This window comes from Pantoea sp. UBA4549, assembly GCF_002387285.1.
Classification (GTDB): Bacteria; Pseudomonadota; Gammaproteobacteria; order Enterobacterales; family Enterobacteriaceae; genus Pantoea; species Pantoea borealis.
In genome coordinates, this window is sequence record NZ_DGLH01000006.1 from 92,941 (window position 1) to 111,998 (window position 19,058).

Annotated in this window: 24 protein-coding genes, 1 other RNA gene and 1 other annotated feature; of the genes, 13 read left to right on the top strand and 12 right to left on the bottom strand. The window is 55.9% G+C overall.

All coding sequences use genetic code 11. The annotated features are described in order from the left end of the window. Nucleotides 1-121 precede the first annotated feature (121 nt). Together glnK and amtB are read left to right on the top strand one after the other, a co-directional pair. The gene (glnK, locus tag B3041_RS03735) at nucleotides 122-460 is read left to right on the top strand and encodes a P-II family nitrogen regulator (RefSeq protein WP_003850469.1); all 339 of its coding nucleotides are present in this window, start codon (nucleotides 122-124) and stop codon (nucleotides 458-460) included. Nucleotides 461-492: 32 nt separating this feature from the next. Continuing rightward, nucleotides 493-1,782 carry an ammonium transporter AmtB gene (gene amtB / locus B3041_RS03740; protein ID WP_065649935.1) on the top strand — a complete coding sequence of 430 codons (1,290 nt, stop codon included), beginning with the start codon at nucleotides 493-495 and terminating at the stop codon, nucleotides 1,780-1,782. Nucleotides 1,783-1,823: 41 nt separating this feature from the next. Here the strand turns inward: amtB and tesB are convergent, their stop codons facing one another. Then, the gene (tesB, locus tag B3041_RS03745) at nucleotides 1,824-2,687 is read right to left on the bottom strand and encodes an acyl-CoA thioesterase II (protein ID WP_292969543.1); all 864 of its coding nucleotides are present in this window, start codon (nucleotides 2,685-2,687) and stop codon (nucleotides 1,824-1,826) included. A 203-nt stretch (nucleotides 2,688-2,890) separates the two neighbouring features. Here tesB and B3041_RS03750 point away from each other — a divergent pair, with 203 nt between their 5' ends. Continuing rightward, the gene (locus B3041_RS03750; protein WP_065649933.1) at nucleotides 2,891-3,448 is read left to right on the top strand and encodes a YbaY family lipoprotein; all 558 of its coding nucleotides are present in this window, start codon (nucleotides 2,891-2,893) and stop codon (nucleotides 3,446-3,448) included. 36 nt (nucleotides 3,449-3,484) lie between these two features. Here the strand turns inward: B3041_RS03750 and B3041_RS03755 are convergent, their stop codons facing one another. Beyond that, nucleotides 3,485-3,796 (bottom strand): MGMT family protein, encoded by a 312-nt coding sequence (locus B3041_RS03755; RefSeq protein ID WP_065649932.1) that lies wholly within the window; start codon nucleotides 3,794-3,796, stop codon nucleotides 3,485-3,487. A 153-nt stretch (nucleotides 3,797-3,949) separates the two neighbouring features. Between B3041_RS03755 and ffs the strand changes: the two genes are divergently transcribed. Further along, an RNA gene (ffs, locus tag B3041_RS03760) (signal recognition particle sRNA small type) lies at nucleotides 3,950-4,046 on the top strand. A 104-nt stretch (nucleotides 4,047-4,150) separates the two neighbouring features. On the opposite strand, the gene B3041_RS03765 is transcribed toward ffs, so the two are convergent. The 3 genes from B3041_RS03765 to B3041_RS03775 all read right to left on the bottom strand — a co-directional run bounded on the left by B3041_RS03765 (nucleotide 4,151) and on the right by B3041_RS03775 (nucleotide 5,270). Next, nucleotides 4,151-4,369 carry an HHA domain-containing protein gene (locus B3041_RS03765; protein WP_065649931.1) on the bottom strand — a complete coding sequence of 73 codons (219 nt, stop codon included), beginning with the start codon at nucleotides 4,367-4,369 and terminating at the stop codon, nucleotides 4,151-4,153. Between the two features lie 24 nt (nucleotides 4,370-4,393). Continuing rightward, on the bottom strand, nucleotides 4,394-4,771 hold the full coding sequence (gene tomB / locus B3041_RS03770) for an Hha toxicity modulator TomB (protein WP_039383003.1): 378 nt from the start codon (nucleotides 4,769-4,771) through the stop codon (nucleotides 4,394-4,396). A gap of 145 nt (nucleotides 4,772-4,916) precedes the next feature. Further along, nucleotides 4,917-5,270, bottom strand: a complete 354-nt coding sequence (locus B3041_RS03775; RefSeq protein ID WP_065649930.1) for a hypothetical protein — start codon at nucleotides 5,268-5,270, stop codon at nucleotides 4,917-4,919. Between the two features lie 327 nt (nucleotides 5,271-5,597). On the opposite strand from B3041_RS03775, the gene B3041_RS03780 reads away from it, so the two are divergent. Genes B3041_RS03780 through B3041_RS03790 form a run of 3 tightly spaced genes read left to right on the top strand, consistent with a single transcriptional unit; the run spans nucleotide 5,598 to nucleotide 7,975 of the window. Next, nucleotides 5,598-6,239 carry a metal ABC transporter ATP-binding protein gene (locus B3041_RS03780; RefSeq protein ID WP_065649929.1) on the top strand — a complete coding sequence of 214 codons (642 nt, stop codon included), beginning with the start codon at nucleotides 5,598-5,600 and terminating at the stop codon, nucleotides 6,237-6,239. Then, nucleotides 6,236-7,075 carry a metal ABC transporter permease gene (locus B3041_RS03785; protein ID WP_065649928.1) on the top strand — a complete coding sequence of 280 codons (840 nt, stop codon included), beginning with the start codon at nucleotides 6,236-6,238 and terminating at the stop codon, nucleotides 7,073-7,075. The genes B3041_RS03780 and B3041_RS03785 overlap by 4 nt, the downstream gene beginning before the upstream one ends. Before the next feature lie 21 nt (nucleotides 7,076-7,096). Beyond that, nucleotides 7,097-7,975, top strand: a complete 879-nt coding sequence (locus tag B3041_RS03790) for a metal ABC transporter substrate-binding protein (RefSeq protein WP_292969550.1) — start codon at nucleotides 7,097-7,099, stop codon at nucleotides 7,973-7,975. Between the two features lie 40 nt (nucleotides 7,976-8,015). Here B3041_RS03790 and ykgO read toward each other — a convergent pair whose 3' ends face one another. The 4 genes from ykgO to B3041_RS03810 form a co-directional block, all read right to left on the bottom strand. After that, nucleotides 8,016-8,156, bottom strand: coding sequence for a type B 50S ribosomal protein L36 (gene ykgO, locus B3041_RS03795; RefSeq protein ID WP_071668939.1), 141 nt, complete (start codon nucleotides 8,154-8,156; stop codon nucleotides 8,016-8,018). A gap of 12 nt (nucleotides 8,157-8,168) precedes the next feature. Continuing rightward, entirely contained in the window at nucleotides 8,169-8,426 is a 258-nt protein-coding gene (locus tag B3041_RS03800; protein WP_039383008.1) for a type B 50S ribosomal protein L31, read from the bottom strand. A gap of 124 nt (nucleotides 8,427-8,550) precedes the next feature. Beyond that, nucleotides 8,551-11,706 carry a multidrug efflux RND transporter permease subunit AcrB gene (locus B3041_RS03805; protein ID WP_065649926.1) on the bottom strand — a complete coding sequence of 1,052 codons (3,156 nt, stop codon included), beginning with the start codon at nucleotides 11,704-11,706 and terminating at the stop codon, nucleotides 8,551-8,553. A gap of 16 nt (nucleotides 11,707-11,722) precedes the next feature. After that, nucleotides 11,723-12,919, bottom strand: a complete 1,197-nt coding sequence (locus B3041_RS03810) for an efflux RND transporter periplasmic adaptor subunit (RefSeq protein ID WP_065649925.1) — start codon at nucleotides 12,917-12,919, stop codon at nucleotides 11,723-11,725. Between the two features lie 143 nt (nucleotides 12,920-13,062). Here B3041_RS03810 and acrR point away from each other — a divergent pair, with 143 nt between their 5' ends. Next, complete coding sequence (gene acrR / locus B3041_RS03815) at nucleotides 13,063-13,698, top strand: multidrug efflux transporter transcriptional repressor AcrR (RefSeq protein ID WP_065649924.1); 636 nt, start codon at nucleotides 13,063-13,065, stop codon at nucleotides 13,696-13,698. On the opposite strand, the gene rsmS is transcribed toward acrR, so the two are convergent. From rsmS to priC, 3 genes are read right to left on the bottom strand one after another with little or no spacing between them, the layout of a single operon-like run. Next, nucleotides 13,695-13,850, bottom strand: a complete 156-nt coding sequence (gene rsmS, locus B3041_RS03820) for a pleiotropic regulatory protein RsmS (protein WP_065649923.1) — start codon at nucleotides 13,848-13,850, stop codon at nucleotides 13,695-13,697. The two genes, acrR and rsmS, sit on opposite strands and share 4 nt — an antisense overlap. A 10-nt stretch (nucleotides 13,851-13,860) precedes the next feature. Beyond that, nucleotides 13,861-14,097, bottom strand: a complete 237-nt coding sequence (locus B3041_RS03825) for a hypothetical protein (RefSeq protein WP_313066865.1) — start codon at nucleotides 14,095-14,097, stop codon at nucleotides 13,861-13,863. Between the two features lie 53 nt (nucleotides 14,098-14,150). Then, entirely contained in the window at nucleotides 14,151-14,663 is a 513-nt protein-coding gene (gene priC, locus B3041_RS03830) for a primosomal replication protein (protein WP_292969557.1), read from the bottom strand. A 52-nt stretch (nucleotides 14,664-14,715) separates the two neighbouring features. On the opposite strand from priC, the gene B3041_RS03835 reads away from it, so the two are divergent. From B3041_RS03835 to recR, 5 genes are all read left to right on the top strand, one after another. Further along, the gene (locus tag B3041_RS03835) at nucleotides 14,716-15,093 is read left to right on the top strand and encodes a DUF454 family protein (RefSeq protein WP_292969559.1); all 378 of its coding nucleotides are present in this window, start codon (nucleotides 14,716-14,718) and stop codon (nucleotides 15,091-15,093) included. Between the two features lie 153 nt (nucleotides 15,094-15,246). Then, nucleotides 15,247-15,798 carry an adenine phosphoribosyltransferase gene (gene apt / locus B3041_RS03840; protein ID WP_292969561.1) on the top strand — a complete coding sequence of 184 codons (552 nt, stop codon included), beginning with the start codon at nucleotides 15,247-15,249 and terminating at the stop codon, nucleotides 15,796-15,798. 228 nt (nucleotides 15,799-16,026) lie between these two features. Continuing rightward, complete coding sequence (dnaX, locus tag B3041_RS03845; protein WP_292969563.1) at nucleotides 16,027-18,018, top strand: DNA polymerase III subunit gamma/tau; 1,992 nt, start codon at nucleotides 16,027-16,029, stop codon at nucleotides 18,016-18,018. Then, nucleotides 17,363-17,424, top strand: a sequence feature (DnaX frameshifting element). (Overlaps the previous gene by 62 nt.) 50 nt (nucleotides 18,019-18,068) lie before the next feature. Continuing rightward, a complete protein-coding gene (locus B3041_RS03850) occupies nucleotides 18,069-18,398 on the top strand; it encodes a YbaB/EbfC family nucleoid-associated protein (RefSeq protein ID WP_031377860.1) in 330 nt (109 codons plus the stop codon). Then, nucleotides 18,398-19,003: a recombination mediator RecR gene (gene recR / locus B3041_RS03855; protein WP_039383019.1), complete on the top strand. Its 606-nt coding sequence runs from the start codon at nucleotides 18,398-18,400 to the stop codon at nucleotides 19,001-19,003. Before B3041_RS03850 ends, recR begins: the two co-directional genes overlap by 1 nt. Nucleotides 19,004-19,058 lie beyond the last annotated feature (55 nt).

Below are 19,058 nucleotides of genomic sequence, written 5' to 3' on the forward strand. Positions count from 1 at the left end.
TATTGCGCCGGGCTGAACCTGCACCGCCACCGCAATAACAGGCATTTTGCATTTCTGGCACACCCTTTGCTTCAACCACTGCGTATACATCGTGCAGTTGTGTTTAATCCGGAGGGGACGTATGAAGCTGGTTACCGTGGTAATCAAACCATTCAAGCTGGAGGATGTCCGCGAGGCGCTATCCTCCATCGGCATTCAGGGACTGACGGTATCTGAAGTTAAAGGTTTTGGCCGCCAGAAAGGGCATGCCGAACTCTATCGCGGGGCTGAGTACAGCGTTAACTTCCTGCCAAAAGTAAAAATTGATATTGCGATTGCAGATGACCAGCTGGATGAAGTGGTTGATGTCATCAGTAAAGCGGCCTACACCGGCAAAATTGGCGACGGCAAAATTTTCGTCGCTGAGCTGCAGCGGGTGATACGTATCCGTACCGGTGAAACTGACGAAGCGGCGCTCTGATCCGGGTTCTGACTTGAGATGGGATGAAAAGAATGAAAAAAATGATGATGAAACTGGGCCTTGCCAGCCTGGCGCTGTTACCCACTCTGACGCTGGCTGCTGCCCCTGCGGTCGCGGATAAAGCGGACAACGCCTTTATGATGATTTGTACCGCGCTGGTACTTTTTATGACGATCCCCGGCATCGCGCTGTTTTATGGCGGCCTGATCCGCGGCAAAAACGTCTTATCCATGCTCACACAGGTTGCCGTTACCTTTGCCCTGGTCTGCGTATTATGGGTTGTGTATGGCTACTCGCTGGCGTTCAGTGAGGGCAACGCCTTTTTCGGTAACTTCCAGTGGGTGATGCTGAAAAACATTGAGCTGAAAGCCGTGATGGGCAGCTTTTATCAATATATTCACGTCGCGTTTCAGGCTTCATTTGCCTGTATTACCGTCGGGTTGATCGTAGGCGCACTGGCAGAGCGTATTCGCTTCTCAGCGGTGCTGATTTTTGTCGGCGTCTGGCTGACGCTCTCTTATCTGCCGATTGCGCATATGGTCTGGGGCGGCGGTTATCTGGCGCAGGATGGCGCGCTGGATTTTGCCGGCGGCACTGTAGTGCATATCAACGCCGCTGTTGCGGGTCTGGTGGGCGCTTATCTGGTGGGTAAACGTGCAGGTTTTGGCAAAGAAGCGTTCAAACCGCATAACCTGCCCATGGTGTTTCTTGGCACGGCCATTCTCTACGTCGGCTGGTTTGGTTTTAACGCCGGTTCTGCTTCATCAGCTAATGAAATTGCTGCGCTGGCGTTTGTGAACACCGTCGTTGCCACCGCAGGTGCCGTACTCTCCTGGGTCTTTGGTGAATGGGCGCTGCGCGGTAAGCCCTCGCTGCTGGGTGCCTGCTCGGGCTTTATCGCCGGCCTGGTTGCCATTACGCCAGCCTGTGGCTACGTGGGCGTCGGTGGCGCACTGATCATTGGTCTGGCGGGCGGGCTCGCGGGCATCTGGGGCGTTACGACGCTGAAAAGATGGCTGCGCGTTGATGACCCCTGCGATGTCTTTGGCGTGCACGGCGTGTGCGGCATCCTCGGCTGCATTCTGACCGGCGTCTTCGCCTCCGGCTCACTGGGTGGCGTTGGCTATGCGGAAGGCGTCACTATGGGGCATCAGGTCTGGGTCCAGATCTTCAGCTGTATCGTGACCGTAGTCTGGTCCGGTGTGGTGGCCTTTATCGGCTTCAAGCTGGCGGATGTGATTGTCGGCCTGCGGGTACCGGAAGAGCAGGAGCGTGAGGGTCTGGATGTAAACAGCCACGGCGAAAACGCGTATAACCAGTAAGCTGAAACCGAAGAAAAGGGGCGATCGGATCGCCCCTTTTTTTATGCGTCGCGCTGACGCATGACGCCTTCCTGCACCGTGGTTGCCACCAGCGTGCCATCCTGCGTATAGAACTCGCCGCGTACAAAGCCACGTGCGCCAGAGGCAGACGTGCTCACCACGCTGTAAAGCAGCCATTCTGAGAGATCAAACGGGCGGTGAAACCACATAGAGTGATCGATCGTGGCCACCTGCATATCGGCTTCCAGAAACCCTTTGCCATGCGGCTGCAGCGCCACCGGCAAAAAATTGAGATCGGAGGTGTAGCCCAGTACATATTGATGTATGCGGAGATCGTCGGGCATCTGACCATTGGCGCGCAGCCAGACCTGGCGCACCGGCTCAGCTACGTGGCCCTTTAACGGGTTGTGGATCTGCACCGGACGAATATCCAGTGGCCGCTCAGCAAGAAATTTCTCTTTCAGCTTCAGCGGCAAATGCGCGGCAAGTTTTTGTGCCAGATCGCGTTCGGAAGGCAGTTCATCCGGTCCGGGTACTGCAGGCATGCTGTTTTGATGCTCAAACCCGGTTTCAGGGGCCTGAAATGAGGCAGTCATATAGAAAATAGGCTGGCCATTCTGTACTGCACTGACGCGGCGCGCGCTGAAGCTTTTGCCGTCGCGCAGCGTTTCAACATCATAAATAATCGCTTTATGGCTGTCGCCGGGACGCAAAAAATAGCTATGAAATGAATGGATAATGCGATCTTCCGGCACCGTCTGTTTGGCGGCATAGAGCGCCTGGCCCACAACCTGACCGCCAAACACCTGACGCAGACCGAGATCTTCACTCTGCCCGCGGAACAGGCCCTCTTCCAGTTTTTCCAGATTTAATAGCGTAAGCAGATTAGTCAGCGCCTGACTCATAGTCATGTCCTCATCAGCAGATATGGCGCAAGTGTGAAAGATCCGACCAGTTTGCGCAACGGGTTTGCGCTGATTTCTGGTGACGGGCGACGGGTCAGGCGCAATGCGGATTTCTGTGCCAGAATTAAGAGCAATCGGCGGTTGAAATACCCGTTAAACAATTAACCGCCGACAATCATAGTGTTCATAAGGAGACGACATCGATGAAACTCTGGCAGGTTATTAGCGGTATGACACTGGCTGCGGCTATTACAGGGTGTGCTGACCACAGCAAACCGGTTCCGACACCTACGCTCGGCTCGGCGGTTGCCGGCCAGCAGTCGGCTATCAAGCAGCCTAACGTAAGTGGTTCTGTTTATATCCGTCAGCGCATTGCGCTGCCGCCGGATGCGGTACTGACTGTGACGCTGGCGGACGCGTCGCTGGCAGATGCGCCTTCTAAAGTGCTGGCACAGCGTGCCGTACGTACCGAAGGCAAACAGTCACCTTTCCAGTTTATTCTGCCCTTTAATCCGGCAGACATTCAGCCAGATGCACGCATTTTGCTGAGCGCAGCTATCACCATGGATGGCAAACTGGCGTTTGTAACCGATACGGTGAAGCCGGTTATCACCCAGGGCGGTACCAAAGCTGAACTGCTGCTGGTGCCGGTAGCCAATCGCGCGATGCCAACCCAGCCGGGTGCCGCTACCACGGTGCCGTCGACATCACCCACTCAGGTAACGCCATCCGCTTCAGTGCCGGCTCCGACCAGCCTGTAACCTGCAGTATCAGCGGGCCTGTCATGGGCCTGCTGATCAAATTTTCCAGCGATAACGTGCCATATCGATCTCACCCTCCTCACTGACGTTTACCCCTTCTGCCTCCAGCGCATCACGCTGACGCCGCAGGTCGTCGCCCTGCAGAGAAATATGTCCGTGTCGGTTAACAACGCGATGCCAGGGCAGCGTGCTCCCGGGCGGCAGACGGCGCAGTACGCCCCCAACCTGACGAGCCGCCCGCGGCGAACCCGCCAGTAAGGCAATGTCACCATAGGTGGTCACCTGACCACGCGGTATCGCTGCCACAATGTGCCAGACGCGCGCGGGAAAATTTAGCGAATCATTCATCATTCAGTGTAATAAAAAAGAAAGCGGAAGCAGGGGAGTGAACAGCGGCTGCCTGTTCAAGAAAACAACGGTTGTCTGGCTTACCCTTGCAATTGCACAGGCGTTCGCTGATAATGCCCCCGCTCCCGATAAGGGGGCACTCAATGGAGGCCCTGTTGGTTCTCCCGCAACGCTAACTTGTGAACTCGGTCAGGTCCGGAAGGAAGCAGCCGCAGCAGGCGACGCGTGTGCCGGGATGTAGCTGGCAGGGCCTCCACCCATTTCAGGCCATCAAATAGCCACGCCTGCCCAGGGCATTCCGGCACTCCTTTGCCTTATTCCGGTTTTACTGCCCGGCAACAGAAACAGCGTCACCTAACGAACATATTTCCACACAGAACCTGGTACTTTATCGTAGAGTTTGTTCATGGTCAGTTCAGCAAGACGATGATCGGCCGCTGAATAGAATACTGCCAGTTCACTGTCCGGTAATTCATACTTATTTTTTTCAATGACCCGCTCAAGGGTGTCAATTGAACGACAACGACGCAGGCGCATCAAATAGTCGGTCTTGGTCAGGATTTGATTGCTCATGAAAAAAATATTCTCACTCTGATGCTAAAAGGAATGGCTCGGTTGCTGAAGATAAGCACACTCTTCGGCAAAAATATTAAATAAGCGCTTAGCGGAGCGCTGCCAGCGCTGAAGATCCTTTGCATTGATACTGTAACTGCTAAAAAGCATAAAGGTATCATCAAGATATTCGTCAATTTGTGAAATCAGCGACTCATCTTCCGTATGCTTAATTTTGTAATTCATGGTGAAAGAAGCAATATGCTCAATAAAATCGTTGAGCTGTAAATTAGCTGAAGAAGCAGGATCGTTCACCCAGTCGCGATGATTTTCGCTCAGGGTAGCCATGCTCTCGTCATACAGGTTTTCACACAAGAATTTAAGCTGGGCAATATCATGCCGTTTCGGTGAGTATTCGTCCATCTTTTTCCCTCCATAGCGAGCACAGGAGCCGCAGCGCGGCGAGTTTTAAAAGAGCTACCAGGGAGCGATCACGAATAAAAATAATTCAGCGACCTGTTAAATATAATCCACAATCATTAGTTTTGCTCACCTCAATTACTAAATATTACAATTCATCAGCAGGCGAGAGACGCGAATTGTCAATCACATCAAACACCAGTGCACCGGGCTTTACATGGAATCTGACTTCTTCATGTCGGGTAAAGGTTTCGTTCAAATCCAGACAGGGGTTAAATAGATCCCAGGAAAATTCATAAAGCATTTTAAAACTATCTGAATTAACAGCTTTAATAGAAATGACCTGAAAACTTTCGGGAACTAATTGGGCATTCTGCGAATACCAGCCTAACTCACCGGCCAGTGCTTCCGCTATTTTAAGAATATTCCCCTGAATGATGTTGCGAAGTTTGTCACAGTCATGTTCACCTGTCGCAACGTTCGCATTAATAATAGCCTGCATAGCGTATCCCGTAAAAAAGATCGTAACGCTATCATTGAGTCTTGCTGATGGTAATGCAAGCAGGTCGTTAATGTTAACGGCGATTATTGCAATGGGCCGTATCATCAGCTCATCTGCCCGATGAAGCCACTTTCAGCAGCGCTCAATTTTTGAAACACTTCTTTGTACGTTCTTTGCCGGTAAACCCGTTACCATATTGTTATGTTATAACGTAATGGTAAAGGCTATGCGTAACAGCGGTATATTACTTTCCGTCGGCAGACGTCTGATGGTTGTCATGATGCTTATCACTGTGCTGGCGCTCTGTCTCCTCTGGGGGATCAGAGCATGATTCATTTTAATCAGCTGCATGTCGGATACCGCGGGCAGGCGATAACAGCAATTCCCGACGGAGAACTGACTGCGGGCAGCATGACAGCGCTGACCGGCGCAAACGGCAGCGGAAAATCAACGCTGCTGAAGACGCTGGCGGGTGTGATAGCACCCGTTTCCGGCTCCTGCCTGATCAGCGTGCCTGCCAGCGCCATTGGCTGGCTGCCACAGCGCAGTGAGCTGGAAATACGTTTTCCGCTTACGGTGTATGAACTGGTGGCTACCGGCTGCTGGCCACGCTGCGGCTGGTTTGGCGGCCTTAACCGGGCGCTGCGCAAAGAGATTGACGCCGCGCTGGACGCCGTACAGATGCGGGCATTTGCTGATGCGCAGCCGGCCATGCTATCTGGCGGCCAGCTGCAGCGGATCCTGTTTGCCCGGCTTCTGATGCAGCAGAGCCGGGTCTGGCTGCTGGATGAACCTTTCAGCGCTATTGATGCATCTACCGTTACCCTGCTGATGGCCCTGCTCCGGCAGCAGCAGCAGCAGGGCACGACGCTGCTGGTGGTCCTGCACGACAGACCGCTGGTCAGCCGTTACTTCAGCGCAGAGTTATCGCTGGACCGCACGACGACGAGCGCGCAGGTGACATCATGACGCTGCTGCAGCCTTTCATTGAATTTGGCTTTATGCGTCGGGCGCTGGTGGCCTGTATTGCGCTGGCGCTGAGCGCTACTCCGCTGGGCGTGTTTCTGTCGCTGCGCCGTATGAGCCTGATAGGCGATGCGTTATCACATGCGATATTACCCGGTGCGGCGATAGGCTATCTGCTCTCAGGCCTGTCGCTGGTGGCGATGGGCGCAGGAGGACTGCTGGCAGGGCTGATCGTGGCGCTGCTCTCCGGTGCCGTCAGTCGCTACACCCCGTTAAAAGAGGATGCCAGCTTTTCCGGATTCTATCTTGGCTCGCTGGCGCTGGGTGTCACGCTGGTTTCGCTGCGCGGCTCCAGCGTGGATCTGCTGCACGTGCTGTTTGGTTCGCTGCTGGCGGTGGACAGTCATGCACTTATTCTGGTAGCCGCTATCGCCGCGTTCACGCTTCTGACGCTGGCGCTGATTTTCCGGCCGCTGGTGATTGACGCCTTCGATCCCGATTTCCTGCGGGTGCAGAACCGCTGGAGCGCACCGCTGGTACAGGGACTGTTTCTGCTGCTGGTTGTACTCAACCTGGTCGCTGGCTTTCAAATTCTGGGCACGCTGATGTCAGTCGGGCTAATGATGCTGCCCGCTATCAGCGCCCGCTTCTGGAGCCGGCGGCTCACTCCGCTGCTGTTTATCGCTGTGCTGCTGGCCATCGCTGCTGCATTAAGCGGTCTGATGCTCTCCTGGTACTACTCGCTGCCTGCCGGGCCAGCCGTGGTGCTGAGTGCGGCCGGGCTGTTTCTGCTCTCTGTTCTGACAGGGCCATGCGGCGGCGTGCTGCGCCGTCGTTAATACAATGATAAGGGGATACACATGAAGTTTGTTGCACTGAGTCTGTTAACCAGCGCGATGCTGGTTAGTCCGTTCACGCAGGCCAATACTATCAATACCGTAGCCAGTTTTACCGTGCTGGCCGATATCGTAAAGCAGGTTGGCGGCGATCATGTGCGAGTTACTTCGCTGGTCGGGCCGGATGGCGATCCGCATACCTTTGAGCCTTCGCCACAGGATAGCCAGGCGCTGGCGCAGGCCAGCGTGGTATTTGTCAGCGGTCTGGGTCTGGAAGGGTGGATGGATCGACTCATCACGGCTTCAGGCTACCGCGGCGATGTGGTCGTGGCATCCAGCGGCATCAGCACGCGTACGATGGAAGAGGAGGGCAGCACCGTCACCGATCCGCACGCCTGGAACAGCCTGCAGAACGGTGAAATTTATGCGCGTAACGTGATGCAGGCGCTAATGAAAGCCGATCCGCAGGACGCCGCAGACATTCAGCGCAGCGGCGAGCGCTATATCCAGCAGCTGCAGCAGCTCGACAGCTGGGCTACATCCGCGTTTGACGCCGTACCGCGCAGCGCGCGCAAAGTTCTGACCAGCCACGATGCGTTTGGCTACTTCGGACAGCGTTATGGCGTTACCTTTCTGGCACCGGTGGGCTTCTCCACGGAAGCAGAGGCCAGCGCCAGCGACGTCGCGCAGATTGTTCAGCAGCTCAGGCGTGAACATATCCGTCGCTACTTTATTGAAAACCAGACCGATCCGCGCCTGGTTAAACAGATTGCCCGCGAATCAGGCGCAGAGCCCGGCGGCGAACTCTATCCGGAGGCGCTCTCTGCTGCCGGTGGTCCGGCTGCGACCTATACGGCAGCGTTCAGGCATAACGCAGAAGCAATGCTGAAAAGCATGCAATAAAAAAGGCCGGGGAGCATCCCGGCCAAACTCTCACAACACATCAGCGCTTTTTCTTTCTTCCCTGAACCGCTTTGAAACGTGGGTTGGATTTGCAAATCACATAGATACGGCCTTTACGTCGTACTACTTTGCAATCCCGGTGGCGGGTTTTAGCCGACCGAAGTGAACTCACGACCTGCATCGTCTTACTCCTTTATTTCGTGCGCGTCAGGAAGCTGCCAAAACGCTTATTGAAGCGCGCCGCGCTGCCCTCTTTGGCAAACTCTTTTTGTTTACCGGTATAGTAAACGTGCGATTTTGAGGAGACATCCAGCGTCACGTAGGGCAGAACTTCGCCTTCAAACTCTATAGTGCGTTCAGTCTTGATGGTTGATCCCACTTTAAAATACTCATCAGCGGTGGTGTCATGGAACAGTACCGGACGGTAGTGCGGGTGAATATCAGGCTTTATGTGAAGGCTCCTATGTAATGTTATAATATAACAATATTATGCGCCCGTTATCGCACGATTGCAACCCGCATCAGGCACCATAAAAAAAAGGCCGCATCTGCGGCCTTTTTCATTAAGGAGTCACTCAGTGTTTCGCTTGTTCCGCTGGATGATGCCCCTCTTCCAGATCCGCTTTATGCTTGCTGAAGCGGCGACGCACCACCACGAAGAAGACCGGCACAAAGAAGATTGCCAGCGCGGTAGCGGTAACCATGCCGCCCATTACGCCGGTACCGACTGCGTTCTGCGCACCGGAGCCGGCACCGCTGCTGATTGCCAGCGGCAGTACGCCGAGGATAAACGCCAGTGAGGTCATCAGAATCGGGCGCAGACGCATACGTACCGCTTCCAGCGTCGCTTCCACCAGACCTTTGCCCTCTTTATCCATCAAATCTTTCGCAAATTCGACGATCAGAATGGCGTTCTTGGCGGAAAGACCTATCGTGGTCAGCAGTCCGACCACAAAGTAGACGTCGTTACTGAGTCCGCGCAGGGTGGTGAAGATCAGCGCACCAATGACACCGAGCGGCACGACCAGCATGACCGAGAACGGAATAGACCAGCTCTCATAGAGTGCCGCCAGACAGAGGAAGACCACAATCAGCGAGATAGCATAGAGCGCCGGGGCCTGATTACCTGACAGACGTTCCTGATAGGACATGCCGGTCCAGTCGTAGCCAATACCGGTTGGCAGCTTCGACGCCAGCTCCTCCATCATATCCATCGCATCACCCGAACTCTTGCCCGGTGCAGCCTGACCAAGGATCTCCATGGAAGGCAGACCGTTATAACGCTCCAGACGCGGCGAGCCATACTGCCATTTTGCAGAGGAGAAGGCGGAGAAGGGCACCATATTGCCGGCGCTGTTACGCACATACCATTTGCCAATGTCATCCGGCAGCATACGCGCATCCGCTTTACCCATAACGTACACTTTCTTCACGCGACCGCGATCGATGAAGTCATTGACGTAGGATCCCCCCCAGGCGGCACCCAGCGTAGTGTTGATATCAGAGAGCGATACCCCCAGCGCCTGCGCTTTTTCCTGATCGATAATCAGCTTGTACTGCGGCGTATCTTCCAGACCATTCGGACGTACGCCAACCAGCGTATCTGAATGCTGGGCAATCATACCAAACAGCTGGTTTCGCGCTTCGGTCAGCTTTTCATGGCCCAGGTTGCCCTGGTCAATCAGCTGGAAGTCAAAACCGGTAGCGTTACCCAGTTCGATAATAGCCGGCAGGTTGAACGGGAAGACCATGGCATCTTTAATCTGACCCAGCGCACCCATGGCACGCCCGGCAATGGCCGGTACTTTCAGATCGGCGCTGCCACGCTCATCCCACGGCTTCAGGCTGACAAACGCGATACCGGTGTTCTGGCCACGGCCGGCAAAGCCAAAGCCGTTGACGGTGAACACGGAATTTACGCTATCTTTCTCTTTAGTGAGGAAGTAATCGGTCACCTGATCCAGCACTTTCTGGGTACGTTCCTGGGTTGCACCAGCTGGAAGCTGCGCCTGTGCCAGTAACAGTCCCTGATCTTCTTCCGGCAGGAAGGAGGTTGGCAGCTTAAGGAACAGCCACGCCATGCCAAGAACAATGACCAGATAGATCACCAGATAGCGGCCGGTACTGCGGATAATATGGCTGACGCTATCGACATAGTGATTGGTACTTTTGTCGAACATGCGGTTAAACCAGCCGAAGAAGCCGGTGGTTTTACCATGCTCACCTTTTTTAATCGGTTTCAGCATGGTGGCACAGAGGGCAGGGGTGAGGATCAGCGCGACCAGAACCGACAGCGCCATCGCCGAAACGATAGTAATCGAGAACTGACGGTAGATAACCCCGGTCGAGCCACCAAAGAACGCCATGGGAATAAACACGGCAGAGAGCACCAGCGCGATACCAACCAGCGCGCCCTGAATCTGCTCCATGGAGCGTTTGGTTGCCTCTTTCGGCGGCAGTCCCTCTTCCGCCATCACGCGCTCAACGTTCTCGACCACCACGATGGCGTCATCCACCAGCAGGCCGATAGCGAGCACCATACCAAACATCGTGAGCGTGTTAATGGAGTAGCCAAAGGCGCTGATGATAGCGAAGGTACCCAGCAGCACCACCGGGACGGCGATGGTCGGGATTAGCGTGGCGCGGAAGTTCTGCAGGAACAGATACATTACCAGGAACACCAGCACAATCGCTTCAAACAGCGTTTTAACCACTTCGAAGATCGAGATTTTTACAAACGGCGTGGTGTCATACGGGTAGACAGTCTTCATGCCTGACGGGAAGAACGGCTCCAGCTTACCCAGCTCGGCTTTCACCGCTTCTGCCGTATCCAGAGCGTTAGCCCCGGTAGCCAGCTTGATACCGATACCGGATGCAGGCTTGCCGTTATAGCGGGCAATAACCTCGTAGTTTTCACCACCCAGTTCAATTTTTGCCACGTCGCGCAGGCGCACCTGCGAACCATCCTGGTTCACCTTGAGCATGATGTTGCCAAACTCATCGGTTGAGGTCAGACGGGTCTGGGCAATGATAGAGGCGTTGAGCTGCTGGCCGGGTACCGGCGGCGTACCACCGAGCTGACCGGCGGCAACCTGGGTGTTCTGCGTCTGCAGTGCGCTGATCACGTCAACCGGCGTCAGCTGGTAGTTGTTCAGCTTATGCGGATCGAGCCAGATGCGCATTGCATACTGCGCACCAAACACCTGGGTATCACCTACACCTGTGGTACGGCTGATAGGATCTTTGATGTTAGACGCAACATAGTCCGCAATATCGTTCTGCGTCATGCTGCCATCATCACTGACAAAACCCGCTACCATCAGGAAGCTGCTGGAGGATTTTTTAACCTGAATCCCCTGTTGCTGTACTTCCTGCGGCAGCAGCGGCATCGCCAGCTGCAGCTTGTTCTGCACCTGCACCTGCGCGATATCCGCGTCGGTGCCGGACTGGAAGGTCAGCGTCAGCGTCAGCGTACCGGATGAGTCACTGCTCGAGGACATATACATCAGCCCGTCGATGCCGTTCATATTCTGTTCAATAACCTGCGTAACAGAATCCTGCAGCGTTTTTGCATCCGCACCCGGATAAGAGGCCTGGATCTCAACAGCCGGTGGCGCAACATTGGGATATTGCTCAATCGGCAGGCTGATGATCGACAGCGCACCCGCCATCATAATAATGATGGCAAGCACCCAGGCAAAAATGGGGCGATCGATAAAGAACTTAGCCATGTATCAACGGCTCCTGTTATGACGATGATTTGGCAGACTGAGATTCCTGGGCTGCCTTAGCATCATCTGAGACCTCTTTTGGCGTAACCTGCGCACCCGCTTTAGCACGCTGAATACCGACGGTAATCACGCGGTCGCCCTCTTTCAGACCATCGGTAACCAGCCATTTGTCACCAAATGCCTGATTTGCAGTGATCTTACGTACTTCTACTTTGTTGTCTGCGCCGACGACCATCGCGCTGGCATCGCCGGTTGGCGTACGGGTCACGCCGGTTTGCGGCACCAGCAGTGCAGTAGGGTTCACACCTTCATCCAGACGGGCACGCACAAACATACCCGGCAGCAGACGGTTATCCGGATTAGGGAAGATGGCACGCAGCGTAATCGAACCGGTGGTTTCATCAACGGTGACATCGGAAAACTCCAGCGTCCCTGGCTGTTTGTAAGGGCTACCATCCTGCATCAGCAGAGTGACGTTAGCTTTACCGTCGGTCTGTTTCAGCTGACCCGCTTCCAGTTCGGCACGCAGGCGCAGAAAGTCGTCGCTGGACTGCGTCACATCTACGTACATAGGATCCAGCTGCTGCACGGTCGCGAGCGCGTTAGTCTGACCATTGGAGACCAGGGCACCTTCCGTGACGGACGATTTGCCGATACGACCGCTGATAGGTGACGTCACTTTGGTGTAGGCAAGATTAATACGGGCGGTTTCAACGTTAGCCTGAGCAGCCTGCACGGCAGCAGCTGTCTGCGCGGCAGTTGCCGCAGCGTTATCATAATCCTGCTGACTGATATATTTGGTGCCGAGCAGCGGCTTGTAACGTTTAATGGTGAGCTGCGCTACGCGGGCATTTGCCTGCGCCTGAGCTAAATCGCCTTTGGCACTGTCGTAAGCCGCCTGATAGGTAGCAGGATCGATCTGATACAGCGACTGGCCCGCTTTAATATCACTGCCTTCAACAAAATTACGCTTCAGAATGATACCCGACACCTGAGGACGGACTTCTGCAACGCGAAACGCAGAAGTGCGTCCGGGCAGTTCAGTAGTGACCTTCAGGGGTTCAGCTTTTAAGGTAACTACCCCGACTTCCGGCGGCTGCTGCTGTTGCTGGCCGGCTTGCTGAGATTTATCACCATCACATCCTGTTAACAAAAAGCTGCCTGAAAGCATCACGGCGGCCGCCAGAGGCACTAACCCTCTGTTTTTATTCATAAATAAAACCTCTAGTGTCCGATATCAAATGATCAATGGATCACAAACCGATAAACCCATTGCTGCGTTAAAACACGGGTCATGCTATGGTACATACATTCACAAATGTATGTAAACTTGCCAGTTTGTAAAAACAGCTCCCTATGGCACGAAAAACCAAAGCGCAAGCACTTGAAACGCGTAATCAAATTCTTGATGCCGCATTAGCACACTTTTCTGAACAGGGTGTTGCCGCCACGTCGCTGGCTGATATCGCCGCAGCGGCTGGCGTCACGCGCGGTGCCATTTACTGGCACTTTAAAAATAAAGCCGATCTGTTACAGGAAATCTGGCTGCGCTGCGACGCCGGGCTGGACGATGTGGAACTTGAGTATCAGACAAAATATCCGGACGATCCACTTTCTGTGATGCGTTCGATGCTGATCTATATCCTTGACGCCACGGCAAAGGATGCACAAAGACGCGCACTTATGGAGATTATCTTCCATAAATGCGAGTTTGTGGGTGAAATGTCAACGCTGGTGGCGATGCAGCAGGGCTTGCTGCAGGCGTGTTATGACCGCATTGAAACCGTGCTGCGCAGCTGTATTGAGGCCGGACAGCTGCCCGGTGCGCTCAATACCCGCCAGGCAGCCCTGCTGATGCGCGGCTATATCAATGGCATGATGGAGAGCTGGCTGTTTAACCCGGAAAGCTTTGACCTGGCAGCGGAAGCGCCGCAGATTGTTGACGCGTTTCTCGATATGCTGCGGCTGAGCCCGACGCTGAGCACGCGTTAATCTGCGTGCGCGGCGGCCAGCTTCTGTTCATAGTCGCGCCGGACGATCGCCAGTGCGGCCAGCACGGTTGCAGGCGGCACCTGGTTCTCCTCCAGCAGCTGAATCAAATCTACTGCAAGCTTAATCTCATCCGGTGCGCGCTCAAGCGACATACTCTCTCTCCTATATCCGTAGTTTTATGACGACCAGCAGCATTAGCACTGCGCCAGCCAGGGCGGCAGCCACGCTGGCGACATGCAGCGTGCCGATCCCGCCATTCATAAAGTAGGTGGCAATGTAACCGCCTATCAGCGCGCCTATCGCTGCCAGAACCAGTCCGGGGATCATCCCGCCGGCCCTGCCAGGCAGCAGCAGGTACCTGAGCCAGCCCACGACCAGGCCCGTCACAATCCAGATCATCAGCGTCACCGGTTCCTCCTTCTGACTTATGCGTTAAGTATAGAAGCGCGACGCTACGCCTGCGCGGCGGGCAGATCGAGCTGGTAAAGCGCAGCGCGACAGCGGTTTAACCGCGCCTGCAGCTGCTCCACTTCCCGCATCAGCTGCTGCTGTACGCTCAGGGTTTCTGCCTGCGCAAGATGCGCCTCGCGCTGCCGCAGCATGGCCAGTAGCCGCGTTTCGTACCCCAGATACTCGGTGCGTTTGTGCTGGCGCACATCATGACGCGGTCGCTCCCGCCACGGCCGCAGCTGCTGGCTTTCGCATTCGCGCTGAAGCGCTGCCAGCTGATCCAGCACACGCTGCGCCAGCCACTGCTGCTGCACTGCGCCGTGCTGTTTTTGCTGCAGATGCTGCAGATTCTGCTCCAGCTCCTGCAAATAATCCCTCAGACGGGTGCCTTTCGTATGAAACAGCGCGGTATCAAAGCGCGGCACTCTGCAGGCCCCGTCCGGCTGCTGTGCTATACGCTGGCGCAGCGTTTCAACAATTTTTTGCAGTCGCTCAGGCGCGGAAAGAAGAGGCATCACTTTGGTTCCATGGTAACGTAAAGGCATATTGAGTATTCAGGCATCTGGCATGCAGCGTTTTTTACTGTTGAGCCTCGGCTGGCTGGCGATAGTGCTGGGCACGCTGGGCATTGTATTACCTTTACTCCCGACAACGCCATTTGTGTTACTGGCGGCCTGGTGTTTTGCCCGTTCATCGCCGCGCTTTCACCACTGGCTGCTGTGGCGTTCACCTTTTGGCCGCTATCTGCGCCACTGGCAGCGTCACCGCGCCATGCCGCCGGGCGCTAAAGGACGGGCAATCCTGCTGATTGTCGTCACCTTTGCATTTTCTCTCTGGCTGGTGAAGCTGTTGTGGCTGCGTCTGCTGCTGCTGGTGTTATTAGCGATACTGCTGCTCTTTATGTGGCGTATTCCGGTCGTGGCAGAAGAGACAACGCAACATTAACCGCGTCAGGGTTGCATTTAGGCCGCCGTTTGCATAGATTTGGGCATCTTCGTGCGTAGCTTCCCTCTGTGAAACGACTTCGCTTAACCCGGTCTCCGGGTATTGGCGCTGTTAAAGCTGCGCGTTTTAGATATTTTTCCAGGCGTAACCTTTATGACCGCAACTGCGCAGCAGCTTGAACTGATCAAAAACAGCATCAAAAGTATTCACGACTATCCGAAGCCGGGCATTCTGTTCCGCGACGTTACCAGTCTTATGGAAGATCCGCAGGCCTATGCTGCGGCGATCTCAATTCTGGTGGAGCGTTATCGTGGCAAAGGCATCACCAAAGTGGTGGGTACAGAAGCGCGCGGCTTCCTGTTTGGTGCGCCCGTAGCGCTGGGGCTGGGCGTCGGGTTTATACCGGTGCGTAAACCGGGCAAGCTGCCGCGTGAAACCTGGCAGGAGCGCTATGAGCTGGAGTATGGTACTGATGCGCTGGAACTGCACAAAGATGCCATCAAGCCCGGCGACGTTGTGCTGGTGATTGACGATCTGCTGGCCACCGGCGGCACGATCGAAGCAACGGTAAAACTGATCCGCCGTGCAGGTGGTGAAGTCAGCGACGCCGCGTTTGTGATTAACCTATTCGATCTCAGCGGCGAAGCGCGCCTGACAGCGCTGGGCGTTAACTGCTACAGCCTCGTCAGCTTCCCCGGCCACTAAGGCCTGCTGCGCTCTGCTGTTTCGCGGAGCGCAGTGCTTATCCTCGCTCACTACTTTGCCGCCTGCGCCTGCCGACACGGCTATAGGCATATTTCGCTGTGGCTGGTAAACTACTGCCCAAATACACAGGGTTTGCGAAGCTGCATTTTTTCCCTTTTTCTGACGGTGGCTGCCGGCTGATGGCCGCGCTGCTGTGCCAACTCAATACAATCCAGTGACCACATCCACATGAGCTATCAGGTACTTGCGCGAAAATGGCGTCCCCAGGCCTTCACAGACGTAGTGGGTCAGGAACATGTGCTGACTGCGCTCGCCAACGGGTTATCACTGGGACGTATTCATCATGCCTATCTCTTCTCCGGCACCCGCGGCGTAGGGAAAACCTCTATTGCCCGTCTGCTGGCAAAAGGATTGAACTGCGAAACCGGTATTACCGCCACGCCCTGCGGGAAGTGCGATAACTGCCGGGAAATTGAGCAGGGCCGCTTTGTTGATTTAATCGAAATCGACGCCGCTTCCCGTACCAAAGTAGAGGACACGCGCGATCTGCTGGACAACGTGCAGTACGCGCCGGCACGCGGTCGCTTCAAGGTCTATCTGATCGACGAAGTACATATGCTGTCGCGCCACAGCTTTAATGCGTTGCTGAAAACGCTGGAAGAGCCGCCGTCCCACGTTAAATTTTTACTGGCCACTACCGATCCGCAGAAGCTGCCAATCACTATTTTGTCGCGCTGCCTGCAGTTTCATCTGAAAGCGCTGGACGTTGAGCAGATTCAGCAGCAGCTGAGCTATGTGCTGGAGCAGGAGCAGATAGCAGCAGAGCCGCGTGCACTGCATCTGCTGGCGCGCGCCGCCGATGGCAGTATGCGTGACGCGCTGAGCCTGACCGATCAGGCGATTGCCAGCGGGCAGGGCAGCGTCACGCGCGAGACCGTTGCGCAGATGCTGGGCACGCTGGATGATGAACAGCCGCTGGCGCTGATTGAAGCGCTGGTGGAAGGCAGCGGCGAACGGGTGATGGCGCGTCTGAATCAGGCCGCTTCGCGCGGTGTGGAGTGGGAAGCGCTGCTGGTTGAAATGCTGCGTCTGCTGCACCGTATCGCGATGGTACAGCTGCTGCCCGGCTCCCTTAATGATGAAGAGTTCAGTGAAGCGCAACGTCTGCGTGAGCTGGCGCGCACGCTGCCGCCCGCTGATGTACAGCTCTACTATCAGACGTTGCTGATGGGGCGCAAAGATCTGCCGCTGGCACCCGATCGGCGGCTGGGTGTGGAAATGACGCTGCTGCGCGCGCTGGCTTTCCATCCACAGGCTACACTTGCTGAACCGGTGGCGCGTCCCTCGCTGGCGCCTCAGGCGGCACCGCAGGTACCTGCCGCCGCCCCGTCTGAGCAGCCCGCTGCGGCTACGCAACCGCAGATGGCACCGCCTGTTGCACCGGCTACACAACCGCAGATGGCACCGCCCGCTGCACCGGCTCCCGCAGAACCGCAGGCACCGCCTGCCGGCAATCTGCCGGACACCACCAGCCAGCTGCTGCAGGCGCGTACGCAACTGCTGCGTCAGGGGGCAGGTAAAGTAAAAAAGAGTGAGCCGGCAGCGCGTCCCGCGCGGCCGGCAAATCAGGCGCTGGAGCGCCTGGCAACGGTTACAGAGCGCGTGCAGCAGCGCACGCCTGAGGCCGCAAGCGCGCCGGTAAAACCAGAAGCGTACCGCTGGAAAGCGCAGCAGCAGAGTGAGGTGAAAGCGGAGCCGGTCGCGACGCCAAAGGCCTTGCGTTCAGCGCTGGAGCATGAGAAAACGCCAGAGCTGGCCGCCCGGCTGACAGAGGAAGCGCAGCAGCGTGATGCGTGGGCCGCTGAAATTGCCCGGTTGACGCTGCCAAAGCTGGTGCAGCAGGTAGCGCTTAATGCGTGGAAAGAGCACCATGAACAGCGTGTGACGCTGCACCTGCGCAGCAGCCAGCGACACCTTAATTCTGCGGCAGCACGGCAGGCCATTCAGGCTGCGCTAAGCCAGGCGGCGGGTCAGGAGGTTGAACTGACCATCGTGGAAGATGATAATCCGGCGGTGCTGACGCCGCTGGAGTGGCGACAGGCCATCTATGAAGAGAAGCTGGCGCAGGCGCGCCAGTCGCTCGCAAGTGATACCCACATTCAGATGCTGCAGCAATTTTTTGATGCCGATCTGGATGAAGAGAGTATCCGACCCGTATGATCACGCTGTCGCGCAGACGTTGCGCGCAGCCCCAGCAGAGAGAGAAAACTATGTTTGGTAAAGGCGGATTGGGCAACCTGATGAAACAGGCCCAGCAGATGCAGGATAAAATGGCCAAGGTTCAGGAAGAGATCGCCGCGCTGGAAGTCACGGGCGAGTCGGGTGCGGGTCTGGTTAAAGTGACTATCAACGGCGCGCACAACTGCCGTCGCGTGGAAGTGGATCCCAGCCTGCTGGAAGATGACAAAGATATGCTGGAAGATCTGATCGCTGCAGCGTTCAACGATGCGGCGCGTCGCATCGATGAGACGCAGAAAGAGAAGATGGCCTCCGTATCTTCCGGTATGCAGCTGCCGCCTGGCTTCAAGATGCCGTTCTGATGCAGACCAGTCCACTGCTTGAAACCTTAATGGAGTCACTGCGCTGTCTGCCGGGTGTAGGCCCGAAGTCAGCGCAGCGCATGGCGTTTCACCTGTTGCAACGCGATCGCAGCGGTGGCATGCGTCTGGCTCAGGCGCTGACGCGCGCGATGTCGGAGATTGGCCACTGTGCCGATTGCCGCACCTTCACTGAACAGGAGATCTGCACCATCTGCGCTAACGCCCGTCGGCAGCAGAATGGACAGATTTGCGTAGTGGAAAGCCCGGCAGATATTCACGCCATTGAGCAGACCGGCCAGTTTGGCGGACGCTACTTTGTGCTGATGGGACACCTGTCGCCGCTGGATGGGATTGGCCCGCAGGATATCGGGCTCGATCGTCTTGAGCAGCGTCTGGAACATGAGACGCTGCAGGAGGTGATCCTGGCTACCAATCCCACGGTAGAAGGTGAAGCTACCGCCAACTATATCGCTGAGTTGTGCGGTCAGTATGGCGTTGACGCCAGCCGTATTGCACACGGTGTTCCGGTAGGCGGCGAGCTGGAGATGGTTGATGGCACCACGCTGTCACACTCTCTTGCCGGGCGTCACAAGATTAAATTCTAAGCACTTGCCGGTTTCATTCACTGAAACCGGCTTGAAAATTTTCCCGCCATCCCCA

Excerpts from the sequence above, each read along its gene's own strand:
- glnK (WP_003850469.1), top strand. The coding sequence starts at position 122 with ATGAAGCTGGTTACCGTGGTAATCAAACCATTCAAGCTGGAGGATGTC.
- amtB (WP_065649935.1), top strand. The coding sequence starts at position 493 with ATGAAAAAAATGATGATGAAACTGGGCCTTGCCAGCCTGGCGCTGTTA.
- tesB (WP_292969543.1), bottom strand. The coding sequence starts at position 2,687 with ATGAGTCAGGCGCTGACTAATCTGCTTACGCTATTAAATCTGGAAAAA.
- B3041_RS03750 (WP_065649933.1), top strand. The coding sequence starts at position 2,891 with ATGAAACTCTGGCAGGTTATTAGCGGTATGACACTGGCTGCGGCTATT.
- B3041_RS03755 (WP_065649932.1), bottom strand. The coding sequence starts at position 3,796 with ATGAATGATTCGCTAAATTTTCCCGCGCGCGTCTGGCACATTGTGGCA.
- B3041_RS03765 (WP_065649931.1), bottom strand. The coding sequence starts at position 4,369 with ATGAGCAATCAAATCCTGACCAAGACCGACTATTTGATGCGCCTGCGT.
- tomB (WP_039383003.1), bottom strand. The coding sequence starts at position 4,771 with ATGGACGAATACTCACCGAAACGGCATGATATTGCCCAGCTTAAATTC.
- B3041_RS03775 (WP_065649930.1), bottom strand. The coding sequence starts at position 5,270 with ATGCAGGCTATTATTAATGCGAACGTTGCGACAGGTGAACATGACTGT.
- B3041_RS03780 (WP_065649929.1), top strand. The coding sequence starts at position 5,598 with ATGATTCATTTTAATCAGCTGCATGTCGGATACCGCGGGCAGGCGATA.
- B3041_RS03785 (WP_065649928.1), top strand. The coding sequence starts at position 6,236 with ATGACGCTGCTGCAGCCTTTCATTGAATTTGGCTTTATGCGTCGGGCG.
- B3041_RS03790 (WP_292969550.1), top strand. The coding sequence starts at position 7,097 with ATGAAGTTTGTTGCACTGAGTCTGTTAACCAGCGCGATGCTGGTTAGT.
- ykgO (WP_071668939.1), bottom strand. The coding sequence starts at position 8,156 with ATGCAGGTCGTGAGTTCACTTCGGTCGGCTAAAACCCGCCACCGGGAT.
- B3041_RS03805 (WP_065649926.1), bottom strand. The coding sequence starts at position 11,706 with ATGGCTAAGTTCTTTATCGATCGCCCCATTTTTGCCTGGGTGCTTGCC.
- B3041_RS03810 (WP_065649925.1), bottom strand. The coding sequence starts at position 12,919 with ATGAATAAAAACAGAGGGTTAGTGCCTCTGGCGGCCGCCGTGATGCTT.
- acrR (WP_065649924.1), top strand. The coding sequence starts at position 13,063 with ATGGCACGAAAAACCAAAGCGCAAGCACTTGAAACGCGTAATCAAATT.
- rsmS (WP_065649923.1), bottom strand. The coding sequence starts at position 13,850 with ATGTCGCTTGAGCGCGCACCGGATGAGATTAAGCTTGCAGTAGATTTG.
- B3041_RS03825 (WP_313066865.1), bottom strand. The coding sequence starts at position 14,097 with ATGATCTGGATTGTGACGGGCCTGGTCGTGGGCTGGCTCAGGTACCTG.
- priC (WP_292969557.1), bottom strand. The coding sequence starts at position 14,663 with ATGCCTCTTCTTTCCGCGCCTGAGCGACTGCAAAAAATTGTTGAAACG.
- B3041_RS03835 (WP_292969559.1), top strand. The coding sequence starts at position 14,716 with ATGCAGCGTTTTTTACTGTTGAGCCTCGGCTGGCTGGCGATAGTGCTG.
- apt (WP_292969561.1), top strand. The coding sequence starts at position 15,247 with ATGACCGCAACTGCGCAGCAGCTTGAACTGATCAAAAACAGCATCAAA.
- dnaX (WP_292969563.1), top strand. The coding sequence starts at position 16,027 with ATGAGCTATCAGGTACTTGCGCGAAAATGGCGTCCCCAGGCCTTCACA.
- B3041_RS03850 (WP_031377860.1), top strand. The coding sequence starts at position 18,069 with ATGTTTGGTAAAGGCGGATTGGGCAACCTGATGAAACAGGCCCAGCAG.
- recR (WP_039383019.1), top strand. The coding sequence starts at position 18,398 with ATGCAGACCAGTCCACTGCTTGAAACCTTAATGGAGTCACTGCGCTGT.